The following is an 18307-nucleotide window of genomic DNA, read 5'->3' on the forward strand; positions in this document are numbered from 1 at the left end:
AAAGGATTTAACCAAACGTTAAATTCACACGTTTCCCTAGTCCAAACTCAAAAATTCTGTAAAGTGTAGAGAGTTGAATATCGCATTTCCCGTTTTCAAGGCGAGAAATATAACTTTTTTTAGTACCGACTTTATTAGCCAATTGTTCCTGTGTCATATTGGCTTCTTTACGGGCTTGTTTCAACATTTCACTAATCACAAAGTATTGAGCTTTTTCTTCAAATTCGTCTCTTTTCTCAGTGCCGATTTTTCCATACTGGATGTCTAACAACTCGTCAAAGTTTCTGGCATTTCTAATTTTTTGTTTATCCATTATTTTTTCGTGTTGAAATATTCTTCTTTCAATTTCAAAGCTTGGTCAATTTCCTTTTTTGGAGTCTTTTGTGATTTCTTTTGAAAACCGTTAAACAGAACGACTAAATTTCCTTTGTCAAAGCAGCAAAAGATTCTGTAAATATTGCTCTCAAATTCAATTCGTATTTCATAAAGTCCCTCAGTTCCACTCATATGAGAGAGGAATTTCTTAGGGATGTTTTGGACATTCATCAAAATTTTGAAAACATATGCAATTTTTTCCTGTACTTTTTCAGTCTGCTCCAAATAGAAGTCTGTGAAATAGTGCCTGTAAAAAATGATTTGCCTTTCAGAATTCATTCTTCGAAGTTAACTCGAAAGTTAACATCTTGGTTTCTTTTTAGCCAATAATTTTAACCTTGATTTTTTTTCTCCAAAATCATTTTAGCCTTTCCTAGCATAGGTGAAAATATAATACCCTGCTCTACTCCTAGAATTCTTTGTTCAGGGTGGTTAAATACCTCTTGAAATAACTTTGAATTGGTAATCAGTCTATTACAAAACACAGATCTTCCAAAAAGAAGGGAATTTGCTATTTTTTGAAGATTTGGGACTAATTGAAAAGTATGCCAATTGGTAGTTTTACTGCCCAAGTTGGATTAAAGTGAAGTCTTTGCTTCAACATCATTTTGATAAACCCCGATAAACCGAATTAATCATGCGATTAAGTAGAAACATCAATGTTCTATTCCTGATTCTTGCGACTTTTTTCTTAAGTCTCAATTTCTCCCCAATTGCCCTAGCATCTACTCCAAAGCCAGAACCTCGCCGCGCAGAAGTGCTTTTCTTAGGACATGTCAGCGAACATCACAATTCCCGTCTGTACGCACCTTGGCTTGCCACAGCGCTTTTTGCTAGTGGCATTAACATAACTTATACAGAGAAACTAGAGGATCTGAATAAGGAAAATCTCTCGAAATATGATGGTTTGGTTATTTATGCAAACCATGATGTTCTCTCCAAAGAGCAGGAAGCAGCGATGAAGAGTTTTGTAGAGGGAGGAAAAGGATTGATTCCACTTCACTCCGCTGCGGGATGTTTCAAAAACTCAGATTGGTATATAGAAACTATCGGTGGACAGTTTGCTTCACATGGCGAAGGGGATTTCACAGGAACTATTGTAGCTCCCAATAATGCAATTATGAAAGGATTAGAACCTTTTGAAACTTGGGACGAAACATATGTACATCAGCGCATCAACCCTGATATGACCGTGCTTATAGAGCGAGTTGATGGGGATCATAAGGAGCCTTACACTTGGACTAGAAATGTGGGAAAAGGCCGCGTTTTCTACACCGCTTATGGTCACGACGAACGGACGTGGAAGAACGCAGGCTTTTTAGCCTTGGTGGAAAACGGCATTTTCTGGGCAATGGGTGATGATGTCAAAGCCAGTGTAGCTGCCTTGAATATTCCTGATGTTTCGATTTACGGTGAAACAATTTCTGATTTTACCGCTAGATATGAGGTGCCGAAAATGCAGGATGCCTTGGCTCCTGAAGAATCCAAGAAGCTAATCCAAAAACCAGTTGATTTCTCCATTGAGCTATTTGCGTCTGAGCCGGATATTCAGAATCCCATCGCAATGGCTTGGGACGAAAGAGGCAGATTGTGGATTGTAGAATCTGTGGATTATCCGAATACCTTTAAAGAAACCGACGGACAGGCAAATGACCGAATCAAAATCTGTGAGGATACCGATGGCGATGGCAAAGCTGATAAGTTCACCGTGTTTGCAGACGGATTGAACATTCCTACCAGTATGGTATTTTCAAATGGGGGTATTGTCGTATCCATGGCTCCCGATTTTGTCTTTATGAAAGATACTGACGGGGATGACGTGGCAGATGTGAAAGAAGTCATCATGACGGGCTGGGGCAAGAACGATACGCACGCTGGCCCATCAAATCTGCAATACGGATTTGATAATAAAATCTGGGGAGTGACAGGCTACTCAGGTTTCAATGGTACAATCAATGGGGAGCAGATGAGCTTCCCGCAGGGAATCTATCGATTCGATCCAGACGGAAAGGACTTTGAATACCTGGCCGGTTCCAGTAATAACACTTGGGGATTAGGCTTCTCTGAGGACAACAACGTATTCATGTCCACGGCAAACAATACCCATGCTGGTTACTATTCCATTCCTGCGAAGTATTTACAACGTGTTTTCACTAAAGCTGGGGAAGGTGAAGTTGCTCCAGAATTTGAAATCCAACCGATCCAGAAAATCGATGGCCACTACGATGCGCATGCCATGACTCCAAACCTGAGACAGGTTGATGTGGTCGGAGGATTTACTTCTGCTGCGGGATTTAGATTATATACAGCTCGTGATTTCCCGAAAGAATATTGGAACCGAATCGCTTTTGTCAATGAGCCTACGATCCGATTGACGCATAATGCCATTGTAGAGCCAAATGGAGCAGGTTTTAGTGAGAAAGATGGCTGGAATTTCCTGGCAAGTTCTGACGAATGGTTCGGTCCTGTGCAGGCAGAAGTTGGGCCTGATGGTGCCGTTTGGATAGCTGACTGGTACAATTTCATCATCCAACATAATGTCTTCGTGGAGCGTCAGGCTCCATCCAGGATGATCTTGCCTTTCGAAGATCAGCCACATGGGCAAGGCAATGCCTTCCAGAGTAAGCTTCGCGATACCAACCATGGCAGAATCTACCGGGTAGTTTATAAAGATGGCAGCAGTGATAAACCAATTAAGCTTTCTAAGGAAGATTCAAAAGGTCTTATCGCAGCATTGAAAAATGACAACATGTTCTGGAGAATGACTGCTCAACGACTGCTTGTAGAGTCTGGAAACCAGAAAGTATTCGGCGATTTGTACAAGATTGTCAACGATAAATCTGTGGATGAAATTGGGCTGAATAGTCCGGCAGTTCATGCGCTCTGGGCAATTCATGGCTTGGGAGCTTTCGAATCGAATAATGCTGAGGCCATAAAAGTGGCTACTTCAGCGCTGTCACATCCTGCTGCCGGCGTAAGAAAAGCGGCTGTAGCTGTTTTACCGAATAGTCAGGCGACTACAAACGCAATCAAATTCGCTGGGCTGACTCAGGACAAAGATCTGAATGTAAGAATGCATGCAATCTTAAAGCTGGCAGAAGTTCCTGGAAGTGCAGAAGCTGGCGCAATGCTCTATCAGGCAAGTTTGGATGAAGCAAATGCCAAAGACGACTGGTTGCAAAAGGCGATTTTCGCGGCAGCGGCTGAGCAGGGTAAATTCTTCACAGATGCTATTGACTCTGACAAAACCGATCTTACCAACCGATTGATGACTTCTGTTGCAAACGAGAAGTATGACTTGGGAAGAAGAAGTACACTTCAATATTCTCCGGATGTAGAAGGCAAAGCAATTTCCATTTCTACCCAGATTTCCAAAAGGAGAGAAGAAGAACCATTCGGGGTGATCACTGCTCACGGTGATGTACAAAATGGCTATACTTTCTATCTCGAAGAAGGAAAGTTGCACTGGGTAGTGAAGCAAAACGGGAAATCTTTTGAAGCTGTAACGAGCTCAGCCTTGCCAGAAAGCTATGAGACCGAAGCCATCATTTCCCAGGATGGAAAAATGGAAATCTTGGTTGATGGAAAATCTGTGGCAACAGCCAAAGCAAACGGAGCTTTCACCGGAACACTTGCACCAAGTGTGCGATCTGGTCGTGATTTCGGAGGCAACAGAAATGTAGGTTCATACAAAGACGAATTTAGCTTTGAAGGCAACCTGAGAAATGTAGTATTAGAGTTAAAATAAGCATACCATGATTAAAGCAACCTTATTTCCCATGGCAGCTATACTGCTGCTAGGGAATTGGTTTTCTCCGATAGAGATGAAATCGTCTGAAGCGATTGCTCTTTGCGAAGCTAAACCAACTAGAAAAAACATAGACCAATCAACAAGTAACTTCCGATTTGAAAGAAACGCGGAAAAGCGGGAAACGACGATTTTATTAGAAATCGTACCGGAAATGATGAAGTTTGATCAGGAATCTTTCAAGGTAAAAGCCGGGGATAAAATCATCCTGGAAATTGACAATCTGGACGGCATGGAGCATAATCTGCTGATTGCCAAACCTGGAACTTTGGACAAGGTAGGTGCTGCGGCAGATGCGATGCTTAGGGATCCCAAGGCTTCGGAGAAATTCTATGTTCCTGAAATTCCGGAGGTGCTTTTCGCCACGAAAATGATCGGGCCGCAGGAATTGTACACCTTGACTTTTACTGCTCCAACCGTTCCCGGGAAGTATCCTTTTGCATGCACCTTTCCAGGTCATTGGAGAATGATGAATGGGATAATGGTGGTAGAATAAAGGCTGAATGTCAGATGTTGCCGTCTTCCATCTCCAGTCTTATTTCTGATATTTAATAAAACAACTTACAACCCAAAAATATGAACCTTAAAAAAACACTCATTCCTTTCTTAAGCCTGATGCTGGTTTTCGGAATCGGAACCAGCCTTTTGGCCAACGGAGCCCCCTTAAAAAAACCAATCAAAGTCTTGATGGTTGGCGGTGGATCTTCTCATGATTTTGACAAATGGTACAAAGGCGCGGACGTGGCTACGCTGGAAAAAGACGGCTTGGCAGAGGTGACTTACACCGACGATCCTTCCACTATTTTGCAATACTTGGATCAGACCGATGTGCTCTTTTTGGCTAATAATCAGCCGATTCCTGATGAAGATACGCGCAAGGCGATATTTGCTTTCGCCGATGCGGGAAAAGGAATTGTATTGGCTCACCCAGCACTTTGGTACAACTGGAACGACTGGCCAGAATACAATAAAACCATGGTCAGTGGAGGTTCCAGAGGCCATAATGCCTACGGAAATTTCAATGTAGATCTTACTGCCAAGCATCCCGTGACCAAAGGATTGCCGAAAAGTTTCTCTTTGGATGATGAGCTGTATTATTTCAAAGTGGATCCTGCTGGACCGGGAGTGGAAATCCTTGCGCAGGCAAGCAATGCTGAAACGGATCCTTTTCCTTCCATTTTCATCGTGAAAAATCCCAAAGCCAAAATCGTCGGCATTGCACTTGGACATGATGCGGCTTCCCATGAACTGGAAGCCTACCAAACACTGATTCGAAACGCAGTTAAATGGGCTGCGAAATAATGCGCTCAACCTATTAAACCTATCTTTTTCAACAATAAAATCAAAACCTAAAGCATATACTAATGAGTCAAAAGCAAATCACTGTAGTTATAGTCGGACTGGGTTTCGGCAAGGAGTTTATCCCAATTTATCAAGCGCATCCAAATATCAAGGCAGTTGGTATCTGTACCAGAAATCCAAAGACCATTGATGAGTTGGCGACCAAATTCAACCTGGACAGAAATCTTTGCTTCACCAACTGGGAAGATGTTCCTAAGCGTGAGGATGTGGACGCTATTCATATCGTAACGCCTGTTCCTGATCACGCCAGAATGACCTTGGCTTCTCTGAATGCCAACAAACACACGGCTTGCACCATTCCAATGGCGATGACCAAAGAAGATTGTGCTGCTATCGTGGACGCAAAGAGAAAGTCTGGGAAAGTCTATATGATGATGGAGACTGCACTTTACACCCGTGAGTTTTTGTACGGATTGAAGTTGGCAGAAACAGGACAGCTAGGAAGAATCCAGATGGTAAGAGGTTCGCATATTCAGGATATGAGCATGCCGGGCTGGGATGAATACTGGAAAGGTTTCCCGCCAATGCTGAACGGTACGCATGCGATTTCTCCGCTTTTGAGAATCAACAATACAAAAGCTGAGACGGTAGTTTGTCACGGTTCAGGACGTTTGAGCGAAGATTTGGCAAGCCGTTATGGTTCTCCATTCGCAATGGAAACGGCAACTTTCACGCTTAAAAACTCAGACGTTATAGCAGAAGCGACTCGTTCTCTTTTTGATGTAGTTCGACAGTATCGTGAGTCATACGACGTCTATAGCACCAAGATGTCCTTCGAATGGGAACAGCTGGAAGATGAAAGTCATGTGATCTTTGATGGGGGAGAAAATGCGCGAAGAATCGATGTGCCGGATACTGATGAGTTGCTGATCGAGCCGATCAAGCATTTCACCAAAAGACAAACTATAGATGATCCTAATCACGTGTCATTCCTACAGGGAGCTGGACATGGCGGATCTCACCCGCATTTGGTGCAGGAATTCGTTGCCGCCATCGTAGAAGGAAGAGACTCTGCTGTAGATGCTGCCATGGCTGCAAACTATACCTGCGCAGGTATTTGCGCACATGAATCTGCAATGAAGGGTGGAGAGAGAATTCAAATTCCAACTTTTGACTAAGATGAAGTTTGGAGTAAGTACATTTTTATGGGTATCGCCTTTCGATACCCATTCTTTTGACCTTGTGCATAAAGTGAAGGAGATGGGCTTTGATATCATCGAAGTTCCAGTGGAGGACAAAGATTTGGTGGATTGGGATGCGTTGAAAAAGCTGACTGATGAATTGGGTTTGAAAGTAAGTATAAGCGGAGCTTTTGGAGCAGATCGGGATATCTCGAGTGAGGATCCTGCTATCCGTGCAAATGGACTGAAATATATAGAGGACTCCATTAAAATCGCTGCGAAAATGGGAAGCCCATTATTCGGTGGGCCACTTTATTCTGCTGTCGGTAAGCTTCGTTCTATTTCGGCTGAGCAAAAAAAGCAAGAGTTTGACTGGTGTGTGGATAACCTAAAGAAAGCCTGCAAAACAGCCGAGGAATATGGGGTTACTTTGGGGTTGGAACCGCTTAACCGCTTTGAAAGTGACATGGTGAATACTGTGAATCAAGCACTTGAAATCGTCAAAGCGGTGGGTTCTCCTTGGTTAAAAATCCAGTTGGACACCTTTCATAATAATATAGAAGAGAAAAATATTGCGGCTTCTATCCGGAAAGTTGGAAAAGACTTACTTTGCCATGTGCAGGGGAATGAAAGTGATAGAGGTACTCCTGGTACTGGAAATCTGGCTTGGGATGAGATCAAGGGAGCATTGGCAGATATTGGATACGAAGGAGCGATAGTGATTGAAACTTTTGGTGCAGTATCTAAAGAAATGGCCAAAGCTACCTGCATCTGGAGACCTTTGGCCGAAAGTCCTGATGTTTTGGCTAGCGAAGGCCTTGCTTTTTATAAGAGTCAGTTTGTTAACTAGATTTTAAAACCAGTCTCCGTGGTCTGTGTCCTCACAGACCGAGGCGCAGGAGTCCTTCTAACTATTCCAAAGTTCGAAACTTTGGAATAGTTTTTTAACAGAATAATCCATCAAACCATGAACCTTACCCATATCCTTATTACCACATTTTTGATTAGTCTAAGCTTTTTTTCAGCGACTGAGAAAAGTCCTATTCTTCTTGCCGACCCAACTATTTTCTATCACGATGGTACATACTACCTCTATGGTACCAGCGGAAATGATAAGAATCTGGGTTTCGAAGTCTATGTTTCCAAAAACCTAAAATCCTGGAAACGCTCGGATAAAAACGATGGCTATGCACTCAAAAAGGGCGATTCCTATGGGGATATGGGATTTTGGGCACCTCAGGTTTTCGAGTATGAAGGCAAATTTTACATGGCTTACACGGCCAATGAACACATCGCCATTGCGTCTTCAGATAGCCCTTTAGGACCTTTTACCCAAGCGGTAAAGAAGGATTTAAAAGCGCCTGTGAAGCAAATTGATCCTTATATTTTCATAGATGATGATGGGAAAAAGTATATGTATCACGTGCGTTTGACTGAAGGAAACCGACTGTTTGTGGCAGAAATGGAAGATGATTTCTCGGGAATTAAAGCCGAAACTTTGACCTATTGTTTCCATGCGGAAGAGCCATGGGAAAATACTCAAAATGTGGATTGGACAGTTTCTGAAGGCCCCGCAATCATCAAGAAGGATGGTTTGTATTACTTTATTTATTCCGCCAACGACTTCCGAAATCCGGATTATGCTGTCGGCTATGCAGTAAGTGAAAGCCCGATGGGTCCTTGGACGAAAAGTCCGACCAACCCTATTTTTGACAAGGCTGACGCAGGGATTAACGGCTCAGGACATGGAGATTTTTTCTTTGATGCAAAAGGTAAACTTCAGTATGTGCTGCATACCCATAACTCGGATGAGAAGGTGTCTCCAAGGAAGACTGCGTTGATTGAATTGGAATTCAAGAAAGATGGAAACGAACCGGATTTTTTGGAAGTAAAGAAAGGGAGTTTTAAATTTCTAGAATTGAACTGAAATGGTGAAAGGGTCATTTCGAAGGAAGGATGACTGAGAAATCCAACGCCGTGGTCTGAGAGTCCAAACTAAAATTCATCGTAGTAAACAAAAGAATTAATTACACAAAGATTTCGGTCTGTGACACAGACCGAGGCATGATAATACTGTAAACCATGACCCAAAAACCTACCATCTTGATGCTAGGCTGTTTTGACACGAAGGGGGAAATCTTCTCTTTTCTTCGAGACTGTCTCCTAACACAGGGAGCTGAAGTGATTGCTGTAAATGTAGGAGTCATGGGATCGACAACGCTCTTTCCAATAGAAGTGGAGGCAAATAAAGTCTGTGAAACTGCCGACGAAAACCTTGACTCTCTTCGAAGTAAAAACGATCGCGGGCATGCCATGGAGGTCATGGGTCGTGGTGCAGCCAAAGTTTTAGCAAACCTTCAAGATCAGAAGAAATTTGATGGAGTGATCGGAATGGGAGGCGGAAGTGGAACTTACGTTACGTTAAAGTCCATGCAAGGACTTCCCTTAGGAATGCCGAAAATCTGTATTTCTACCTTGGCGAGCAAGGATCTTTCAGATCAGATTGGTGTGAAGGATATTGTGATGATGCCTTCTGTGGTGGATGTAGCAGCTCTGAATAGCATCATCAAACCAATTATCCAGCAGGCTGCCGCAGCAATTGTGGCTATGTGCGGTGTGCATATTCCTGAAAATGCAGCTACTTCTAAGCGCATTGCAATCAGCATGTTTGGGAATACGAGTGTCTGTGTAGATCACTGCACCTTGTTACTAGAGGCCGAAGGCTATGAAGTGATGACGTTCCATGCTAATGGTTTAGGGGGAAAAGCGATGGAAAGCCTTATCCTTGAGAACTGTTTTGCAGGGGTGTTAGATATTACTACAACAGAGCTTGCAGATGAACTTTGTGGGGGTGTCTGCAGTGCAGGGCCAAATCGGCTAGAAGCTGCAGCTCAACTAGGAATTCCACAAGTAGTTGTACCTGGTTGTATGGATATGGTCAATTTTGGCACCATGGAATCAGTGCCTAATAAATATAAAAAGCGTCATTTGTACAGTTGGGTGCCAACGGTAACACTGATGAGAACAAATGAAGATGAAAATAAAGCTTTAGGAGAGAGACTTGCCAATAAACTAAATCAAGGGCTAGGGCCGACAGCGGTTCTTTTTCCGCAAAAAGGACTTTCCCAAATAGATGCTGCCGGAAATGTATTTTATAATCCTGAATCAACTCAAGCACTTTCAAAATCTATTCAGGATAATTTGACATCTGAGATACCTTTTGTCAACTTGCCTTTTCATATCAATGATCAGGAATTTGCCAAGGCTGCAGTGGAGAAGTTGTTGGAAATGATGAAGTAGAAGTCAGTGCATGTTTCGTTCTGTGGAGACCTGCCTACCGGCAAGGCAGGCACAGACAGAGGCTGTGGAGATTAAGAGAATAAAATTGATGTCACGATTTCAATAACATATCCTGCTTCTCCAGAAGCAGGATAACTGGAGAATAAATTTTCAAAATCCGTGTACTCCGCGAATCCCGATAGCTATCGGGACTTTGCGGTCTCCGCGGTTAAAAAACGATAAAGTAGAAAATATGCCAAATCCATGGACAGGAAAGGGAAATCCCTACACCAGACAGGAAGTAAGAGATCGACTTAAAGCAACTTTAGCTCAGAAGAAAGCTATCATAGCAGCAGGCGCGGGCACCGGCATCTCAGCCAAATTCATAGAAAAAGGTGGTGCTGATTTGCTTATTATTTACAACTCTGGAAGATTTAGAATGTCGGGACACGGTTCCACAGCTGGATTGATGGCGTATGGCGATGCTAACGCTGTAGCTATGGAAATCGGTGAGTTTGAAGTGTTGCCTGTGGTAGAAGAGATTCCTGTCATTTGCGGGGTTCATGGTTCAGACCCGAGAAGACGCATTTGGCACCACTTATTAAAAGTGAAAGAAATGGGTTTCTCTGGAATCAATAATTTCCCTACCCATTCCATAGTCGATGGACATTTCCGTCAAGTCTTGGAAGAGACTGGCATGGGCTTCGAAAAGGAAGTCGAAATGGTACGAATTGCCGATAAGATGGACCTTTTTTCTATTGTCTATGTAGCCACGGCAGAAGAAGCTCGTCAAATGGCAGAAGCTGGTGCAGATGCGATTATTTCCCATGTCGGCACCACGGTAGGAGGATCTATTGGAGTTACTGGCGCGAGCTGCAGCATGGATGATGCGGTAGCGAGAACCAATGAAATTGTGGCTGCGGCCAAAGCGGTCAATCCTGATCTATTTTTCCTAGCTCATGGTGGCCCTATCAATACACCTGAAGATGTTCGCGAAGTCCTAGAGAAAGCTGATGTTCATGGTTTCGTTGGTGCTTCTTCTCTCGAGAGAATGGGAGTGGAAGAGTCTTTGACGAATTTGACCCGGGAGTTTAAAAAGTTGACGGTTAAGTAATTTTCTTGGAGCCAAGATTATTCTTTTGGGGAGGTAAAGTTGTTCAAATATAAAACTTTACCTCCCCATTTTTTATTCTAAAGACCTTTTGCCATTTATGGATTAAATCTATCGGGATGTAATTCTGAGTATTTTTTCTCCTCAGATAAACCCATGAAAACAGGATCCATCAGGGACATTTCCCATTCCTTGATTAGCTGTTCTATTGCTTTCACACGATCTTCCTGACTTACGGCTAAATTCACCTTTTCAGCAATGTCTTTTTGAATGTCAAAGAGATAGGTTGTTTCCCTCTCCATAATTTGCTTGCTGTCCAATGTTCTGATCGCAAACTTATTGGCATTATAGTTTCTCCAGTAGAGTTCTTGGTGAGGAACTCCTTTGTCCTCGCCAGTAAGGTATGGAATCAGGTTTACTCCATCAAGTTCGTTTTTTGGGGTCACCTTTGCCAAAGCTACCGCAGTAGAAAAAATATCCAATGAACTTACCGGGTAGTCGTAAGTTGCGCCAGCAGGGATCACGCCTTTCCACTGCACTGCAAAAGGGACTCGAATTCCTCCTTCAAAAAAATCACCTTTAAATCCTCTGAGCGGAGTATTATCGGAAGCATTATGGCTAGTTGGACCTCCATTGTCAGACAAGAAGAAGACTACGGTGTTTTCGTCAATATCCAATTCCTCCAATTTATCCAGCAATTCACCTACTCCATCATCCACTGCGCTGACCATGGCAGCGTAAGTGCGCCGTTTGAGATCTTTGTTGTGTAAAAATCTGTTGAGATATTCATCTGTGGCTTCCATTGGAGCATGGGGAGCATTGTATGCCAAATACATTAGAAAGGGCTCTTTCTGATGCCTCTCTACAAAATCAACTGCTTCACGGGACAAGGCATCTGTGAGATATTCTGTCTCTTCCACGCGCTCTGTGTTTCTAAGTAATTTTGTATTGTAAGCATCGTACTGCGATTTGGATTGCTCTATGTCTGCTAAGACAAAATCCTTTGGAAAGTACTTGTGTCCCCCGGATAAAAATCCATAAAACTCATCAAAACCCCTTTTATTTGGTCTCAAGCTTGGGTGAACACCCATGTGCCACTTTCCAAAAGCAACCGTGGAATATCCAGCTTTTTTCATGGCAGCTCCAATCGTCTCTTCGCTAGGCGGAAGTCCCATTAGGGAATCCTTGGGTGCCATCAGTGGATTTTTTGAGAAGCCAAACTTATCCTGGTATCTACCAGTCAGTAATCCCGCTCTACTAGGTCCACATACTGCATAGGTCACATAGCCTGAGGTAAAAACCACCCCGTTATTAGCGATGCGATCAATGTTAGGAGTAGGAATTTCGGTGCTTCCATTAAAGCCTACATCTGCATATCCCTGATCGTCCGTCAGGATGATAATCACATTTGGCTTCTCCGTTGTAGGTCTTTGCTGGGCAAATGAGGAAAAGGATAAGACAAAGAATAAGACTAGGGCAATATTTCTCATAGGTATAAATTCAAATTCCTTTAGATAATTGAAGGAGAGACGAATTTATATCTTTTGGCTGTCTAAGGTTATTCTATTTTATTAACAGCTATTGTTTGGTGATAATTGGGCTGATGGCCTAGAATGTAGTTTGTTTGGGGGGTATTTTTACTCTTTTATATTCTTCGAAGGTCACTTTATCTATTGAAAAGTTCTACTAAAAAATCTTCTGATAAACCTCCTCTAACTTGCTAACTGCCATCACCTCGATTTTGTATTTGGCTAAGTCAAGCCCTTTCACAGCATATTTTGACACGATTATTTTCTTAAAGCCTAATTTTTCAGCTTCTGCAATACGATTTTCTATGCGATGAACGGCACGTATTTCTCCACCCAAACCAACCTCTGCCGCAAAGCAAATTTGCTCGGATACCGGAGTGTCTTCGTAGCTGGAAATCAAGGATGCGCAGACAGCCAAATCCAATGCCGGGTCATCCACTCTTAACCCTCCAGCCACATTCAAAAACACATCCTGCTGACCTAGTCTCATTCCGCCCCGCTTTTCCAAAACTGCCAATAACATATTCAATCGCTTGGCATCATGTCCGGTGCTACTTCGCTGTGGCGTACCGTAAGTTGCTGGACTTACTAATGACTGGATTTCTATCAGCAATGGACGATTCCCTTCCATCATGGCTCCTATGGCTACTCCGTTCAGCACTTCTTCTCTTTGAGTTAATAAAATTTCTGATGGATTTGCGACTGGACGAAGACCTTCCACCCGCATCTCATAGATTCCAAGTTCGTGCGTGGACCCAAAACGGTTTTTGGAAGTTCTCAGGATTCTATAGCTCATATGCCTATCTCCTTCAAACTGCAAAACCGTGTCCACCATATGCTCCAGCACTTTTGGTCCGGCGATAGATCCGTCTTTGGTGATATGTCCGATCAGGAAAACTGGAGTTCCGGTTTCCTTGGCAAATTTCATGAGCTCGGCAGTGCACTCACGCACCTGAGAAACTGAGCCAGCGGCTGATTCTACATATTGAGAAGTAAGTGTTTGGATGGAATCTATTACCAGCAAATCAGGCTTCAGAGCTTCAATTTGCTGGAAAATCTGCTGAGTATTCGTCTCAGAAAGCACATAACAATCCGGATTTTTTGCAGACATACGATCTGCACGCATCTTGATCTGTGCTTCACTTTCTTCTCCCGAGACGTAGAGTATCTTTTTGCCTTCTAGGATCAGGGCAATCTGAAGCATCAAAGTGGACTTCCCGATTCCTGGCTCTCCACCAATCAGCACCAGTGATCCTGGCACGATTCCGCCACCGAGTACTCGATCAAGTTCATCATCACCCGTCACATATCTCGCTTGCTCCTCATAATTTACCTCCTGAATTTTCTTGGGAACACTGGCTTTTTTGGTGCCAGTTGTAGGTGTCTTCCAAGATCCTTTGCCAGATTCTTCCTTTTGAATTACTTCTTCTACGTAGGTATTCCATTCCCCACAAGCAGGGCATTTGCCAAGCCATTTCGGGCTTTGCGCCCCGCAGTTTTGACAGAAGAAAGTGGTTTTTAATTTAGCCATTTTTGATGCTATGAAAGTTTGCTTAATTCTCGTATTAAGTAATTCTGGAATTTCTCTTTTGTAGGAAGGTTAATCAAATATTGTTGGATGAAAAGATTTGGATCCATTCCTCCTGTAGCATATTTCACTAATGCATTATCTTTTTCCGCTACCAATAAAATCCCTATTGGAGGATTGTCACTTGACTCACTTATTTCTTGTTTGAAAAAGTTCACATAGGTGTTGAGCTGTCCAAGATCACCATGGTCAAAGGAACCGATTTTTAGTTCTACAAGGACATGACATTTCAATACTCTATGGTAAAACACTAGATCAATGAAATAATAGTTTTCACCAATTAGTATCCGCTTTTGCCTCGCTTCAAAGCAAAATCCATGACCCAGTTCTAAGATGAAATCCTGCAAATTATTGATTAAAGCTTGTTCTAGATCAGACTCTTCAATTATCTCCTGGCCATTTAAGTTCAGAAAATCAAATGCATATATATTCTTGATAATGTCGGTAGGAACTGCTGGGAGGTTTCCTTGCGAGACCTTATTCATTTTCCCTGGATCTGAGGCTAGTCCTGATCTTTCAAAGAGTAAACTGTTAATATTTCTTTTCAGCTCTCGTACGCTCCAGGTTCCCTTTATTGCTTCTATTTCGTAGAAAGTTCTCTTCATTTGATCTGTTATTGGCAAGAGAAGTTCTAGATGTGAATAGGAGAGCTTAGAAAGTAACTTTCCTCCGGGAAACAAGAGGTCTGACTGGAATTGTGGGGACAGCGTCCCCACAATCTGAGAAGAGTTTAATTGTGGGGACAGCGTCCCCACTTTTTCTAATCCTTCTATTTGCTGAATTACAGGGAGAAAAGGATTGGCTTTTTCCTTCAGAAAGTATCCGACCTGGGGGTAATAAAGATAAAATGTACGAAACCTGAATAAAGACCTCCTGTCCAGTCCCTTGATTGAAGAGATTCTTTTTACTATCTGATCAATAAGTCCCTCACCATAAACAGCACGGTCTTTACCCTCCAATTCAAATTCTACGATATAAAACCCTATTATCCAATTCCGAACAGTCAACGCTTGATTTACTGAGTTAGATGCATAGGACTGCATTTGTAAGTGAATCTCTCCTATTTGTGAAAGTAGATTTTCAAAATCTTTCATAAGTATAAAAATCCAATGTAGAACTTTTGTTAAAGACGCTTAGCCAATCAAGTGGATCCGTTCACAATTTTTCAATCTTGAAAATTTAATATGAATGTCAAATTTCGGGTGGTGAATATTGAAGTACTTGATACTTATGTCTTGTCTCAATACTTACTAGTGCGCCTGCAGCCAATCCGTTCCGGTTCCTACTTCTACCTCAACCGGTACGGACATTTTGATGGCATTTGACATCAGTCCAGGAACGTTGGCCTTTAGGATTTCCACTTCATCCTTATGCGCATCAAAGACCAATTCATCATGAACCTGTAGGATCATTTTTGATTTGAGTTTTTCCTTTTTCATCCACTTATGCACATCTATCATGGCCACTTTGATCAAGTCGGCAGCCGAACCCTGAATCGGTGCGTTGATCGCGTTTCGCTCCGCAAAGCCACGCATGGTAGCATTTCGACTATTGATATCTCGCAGGTATCTACGTCTCCCAAGAATAGTCTCCACGTATTCGTGTGTTTTGGCTTTTTCTATCGCTCCATCCATGTACTCTTTCACGGCTGGGAATTCTTTAAAATAGGAATCAATAATCTCCTTTGCTTCGCCTCTGGAAATCGATAATCTCTGAGAAAGTCCAAAAGCAGAAATGCCGTAAATAATCCCAAAATTGGCTGTTTTGGCTTTTCTACGCATATCTGAAGTCACTTCTTCCAATGGTACTTGGAAGATCTTAGCGGCAGTAGTAGCATGAATATCTCGACCTGTTCTGAAAGCTTCTATCATGGATTCATCACCTGAGAAAGCAGCCATAATGCGTAATTCAATCTGGGAATAATCCGCTGCCAGAAGAATGTGATTTTCATCTCTTGGGACAAAAGCCTTACGGATTTCACGCCCTCTTTGAGTCCGGATAGGGATATTCTGAAGGTTAGGATTGATGGAAGAAAGTCTTCCAGTCGCTGCCACAAACTGATTGTAAGTCGTATGAACCCGACCAGTTTTGGAATTGATCATAGTTGGAAGCGCATCCACATAAGTTGATTTCAACTTCACCATCTGGCGGAAATCAAGAATGTTCTGGATGATTTCATGTTCATGGGCAAGTTTGCTCAGCACTTCCTCTCCAGTTGCGTATTGACCTGTTTTAGTCTTTTTGGCTTTAGGATCCAGCTTTAATTTATCGAAAAGGACTTCTCCTAACTGCTTTGGCGAAGCCAGATTAAATCGAACTCCAGCCATCTCATAGACCGTGTTCTCGATCTCCTTACTTTCTTTTTCCAGCAAAAGAGACATCTCAGCAAGACTTTCCATGTCTATCCGCACTCCCTCAAATTCCATATCCGCGAGCACGTTGATCAGCGGATTTTCAACCTCATCAAAAAGTTTTTCCAGCTTGTTTTCCTTTAGCAAAGGATCAAATTCTGCCTTCAATCTCAGCGTAATATCTGCATCTTCAGAGGCATAAGCAGTCACTTCGTCCTCGTCCACGTCTCGCATACTTCCTTGATTTTTGCCTTTCTTGCCAATCAATTCAGTGATGGAAACAGGCTCGTAATTCAGGTATTGCTTTGCCAACCAATCCATGGAATGCTTCCCATCCGCATCGATCAGGTAATGCGCAAGCATGGTGTCATACAGGACTCCTTTGACTTCTACATCGTAATTCTTGAGTACCAAAATATCGTACTTGATGTTTTGGCCTATCTTAAGAATGGCTTCATTTTCAAAGACGGGCTTCAAAAGGGCCAAAATTTTCAATGTTTCTTCACGACTTTCTGGACAAGGAATATAGTAAGCTTCTCCTGTGACATAGGCGAATGAAATCCCGACTAATTCAGCTTCCATAGGATTGACTGAAGTAGTTTCTGTATCAAAGCAAAGCTCTTTTTGGATCTCTAAAAATTCGACGAGCTCAAGGATCTCAGCTTCTCCTTTGACTTTATGGTAATTCTGGATATTACTATGAATGGTATCAGGAGCTTTTTGCTCAGCCACATTCACAGATTCCTCTTCAAATTCAATTTGTGGACTTGTCGATGCAGTCGGAGCAGGAGCTTCACCAAAAAGTCCCAATTGATCATTTTTCTGAACAGCTGCTTTTTTATCTGTTCCCTTGAAAACTCTTGAGGCTAAGGTTCTAAACTCAAGTTCTGTAAAAATTGCCCGTACTTTTTCCTCATCAATTCCCTCGTATTTCAAGTCTTCTTTGACATATTCTATGGGCACATCGCATTTGATGGTTGCGAGTTCTTTGGAAAGAATCCCCTGCGCAGCAAAGTTTTCCACATTCTCTTTTTGCTTGCCTTTGAGATCTGCAGTATTCTTCACCAATTCCTCTACCGTACCATAAGTCTTCAGAAGTTTAACCGCGGTTTTTTGTCCTATTCCCGGGATTCCTGGGATGTTATCCACAGCATCTCCCATCAGCCCTAAAATGTCTCGAACTTGATCTACACGCTCAATATCCCATTTGGCACATATCTCTTTTGGCCCCATGATATCTACACCGTTACCCATGAAGGCCGGTTTGTAAAGGAAAATATGATCGTCCACGAGCTGACCGTAATCCTTGTCCGGAGTCATCATATACACCGTAAAATTTTCCTTCTCAGCCTGCTTGGCCAAAGTTCCGATCACATCATCCGCCTCGTAACCATCCAGTTCCAAAATCGGGATATTGAACGCCTTCACGATCTCCTTTACCCAAGGAATACCAACTGCAATATCTTCGGGCTGTTCCTGACGATTGGCTTTGTATGCTTCAAACTGCACATGGCGGAATGTTGGGGCATGTGTATCGAACGCCACCCCAATGTGGGTAGGTTTTTCCTTGTCTATTATCTCAAGCAGGGTATTGGTGAAGCCTAGCATGATGCCAGTATTCAATCCTTTGGAATTTATTCTCGGGTTTTTGCTGAAAGCAAAATGCGCTCTGTAGATAAGCGCCATGGCATCAAGTAAAAAAAGCTTACAAGGCTGTTTTTGGGACATTTGAGGAGAATTTATGGTAAAAAGGAAATCGAATTTTAGCTGCGTAAGTTACAAA

General features: G+C 42.6%; 14 protein-coding genes. 8 read left to right on the forward strand and 6 right to left on the reverse strand.

Annotated features, from left to right (window positions below; all coding sequences use genetic code 11):
- Positions 1-7: 7 nt before the first annotated feature.
- Both BM386_RS17060 and BM386_RS17065 read right to left on the reverse strand, forming a co-directional pair.
- Entirely contained in the window at positions 8-313 is a 306-nt protein-coding gene (locus tag BM386_RS17060; protein ID WP_091696491.1) for a helix-turn-helix domain-containing protein, read from the reverse strand.
- Entirely contained in the window at positions 313-654 is a 342-nt protein-coding gene (locus BM386_RS17065) for a type II toxin-antitoxin system RelE/ParE family toxin (protein ID WP_091696492.1), read from the reverse strand. Before BM386_RS17065 ends, BM386_RS17060 begins: the two co-directional genes overlap by 1 nt.
- Positions 655-1048: 394 nt before the next feature.
- Between BM386_RS17065 and BM386_RS17075 the strand changes: the two genes are divergently transcribed.
- From BM386_RS17075 to BM386_RS17110, 8 genes are all read left to right on the forward strand, one after another.
- The gene (locus tag BM386_RS17075; protein WP_091696755.1) at positions 1049-4123 is read left to right on the forward strand and encodes a PVC-type heme-binding CxxCH protein; all 3075 of its coding nucleotides are present in this window, start codon (positions 1049-1051) and stop codon (positions 4121-4123) included.
- 7 nt (positions 4124-4130) lie between these two features.
- A complete protein-coding gene (locus tag BM386_RS17080; RefSeq protein ID WP_091696496.1) occupies positions 4131-4679 on the forward strand; it encodes a plastocyanin/azurin family copper-binding protein in 549 nt (182 codons plus the stop codon).
- Between the two features lie 80 nt (positions 4680-4759).
- The gene (locus tag BM386_RS17085) at positions 4760-5485 is read left to right on the forward strand and encodes a ThuA domain-containing protein (protein WP_091696498.1); all 726 of its coding nucleotides are present in this window, start codon (positions 4760-4762) and stop codon (positions 5483-5485) included.
- 62 nt (positions 5486-5547) lie between these two features.
- Positions 5548-6663 (forward strand): Gfo/Idh/MocA family protein, encoded by a 1116-nt coding sequence (locus BM386_RS17090; protein ID WP_091696500.1) that lies wholly within the window; start codon positions 5548-5550, stop codon positions 6661-6663.
- Position 6664: 1 nt separating this feature from the next.
- Positions 6665-7516, forward strand: coding sequence for a sugar phosphate isomerase/epimerase family protein (locus BM386_RS17095; protein WP_091696501.1), 852 nt, complete (start codon positions 6665-6667; stop codon positions 7514-7516).
- Positions 7517-7633: 117 nt separating this feature from the next.
- Entirely contained in the window at positions 7634-8593 is a 960-nt protein-coding gene (locus tag BM386_RS17100) for a glycoside hydrolase family 43 protein (protein WP_091696503.1), read from the forward strand.
- Positions 8594-8748: 155 nt separating this feature from the next.
- The gene (locus BM386_RS17105) at positions 8749-9966 is read left to right on the forward strand and encodes a Tm-1-like ATP-binding domain-containing protein (protein ID WP_091696505.1); all 1218 of its coding nucleotides are present in this window, start codon (positions 8749-8751) and stop codon (positions 9964-9966) included.
- Between the two features lie 232 nt (positions 9967-10198).
- A complete protein-coding gene (locus tag BM386_RS17110) occupies positions 10199-11059 on the forward strand; it encodes a phosphoenolpyruvate hydrolase family protein (RefSeq protein ID WP_091696506.1) in 861 nt (286 codons plus the stop codon).
- A gap of 95 nt (positions 11060-11154) precedes the next feature.
- Here BM386_RS17110 and BM386_RS17115 read toward each other — a convergent pair whose 3' ends face one another.
- From BM386_RS17115 to polA, 4 genes are all read right to left on the reverse strand, one after another.
- On the reverse strand, positions 11155-12546 hold the full coding sequence (locus BM386_RS17115) for a sulfatase-like hydrolase/transferase (RefSeq protein WP_091696508.1): 1392 nt from the start codon (positions 12544-12546) through the stop codon (positions 11155-11157).
- Between the two features lie 196 nt (positions 12547-12742).
- Complete coding sequence (gene radA, locus BM386_RS17120; RefSeq protein ID WP_091696510.1) at positions 12743-14116, reverse strand: DNA repair protein RadA; 1374 nt, start codon at positions 14114-14116, stop codon at positions 12743-12745.
- Between the two features lie 8 nt (positions 14117-14124).
- Entirely contained in the window at positions 14125-15267 is a 1143-nt protein-coding gene (locus BM386_RS17125) for a PDDEXK nuclease domain-containing protein (protein ID WP_091696511.1), read from the reverse strand.
- A gap of 156 nt (positions 15268-15423) precedes the next feature.
- On the reverse strand, positions 15424-18252 hold the full coding sequence (polA, locus tag BM386_RS17130) for a DNA polymerase I (RefSeq protein ID WP_091696513.1): 2829 nt from the start codon (positions 18250-18252) through the stop codon (positions 15424-15426).
- Positions 18253-18307: the final 55 nt, after the last annotated feature.

It is taken from the genome of Algoriphagus locisalis, from assembly GCF_900116615.1.
Taxonomy (GTDB): domain Bacteria; phylum Bacteroidota; class Bacteroidia; order Cytophagales; family Cyclobacteriaceae; genus Algoriphagus; species Algoriphagus locisalis.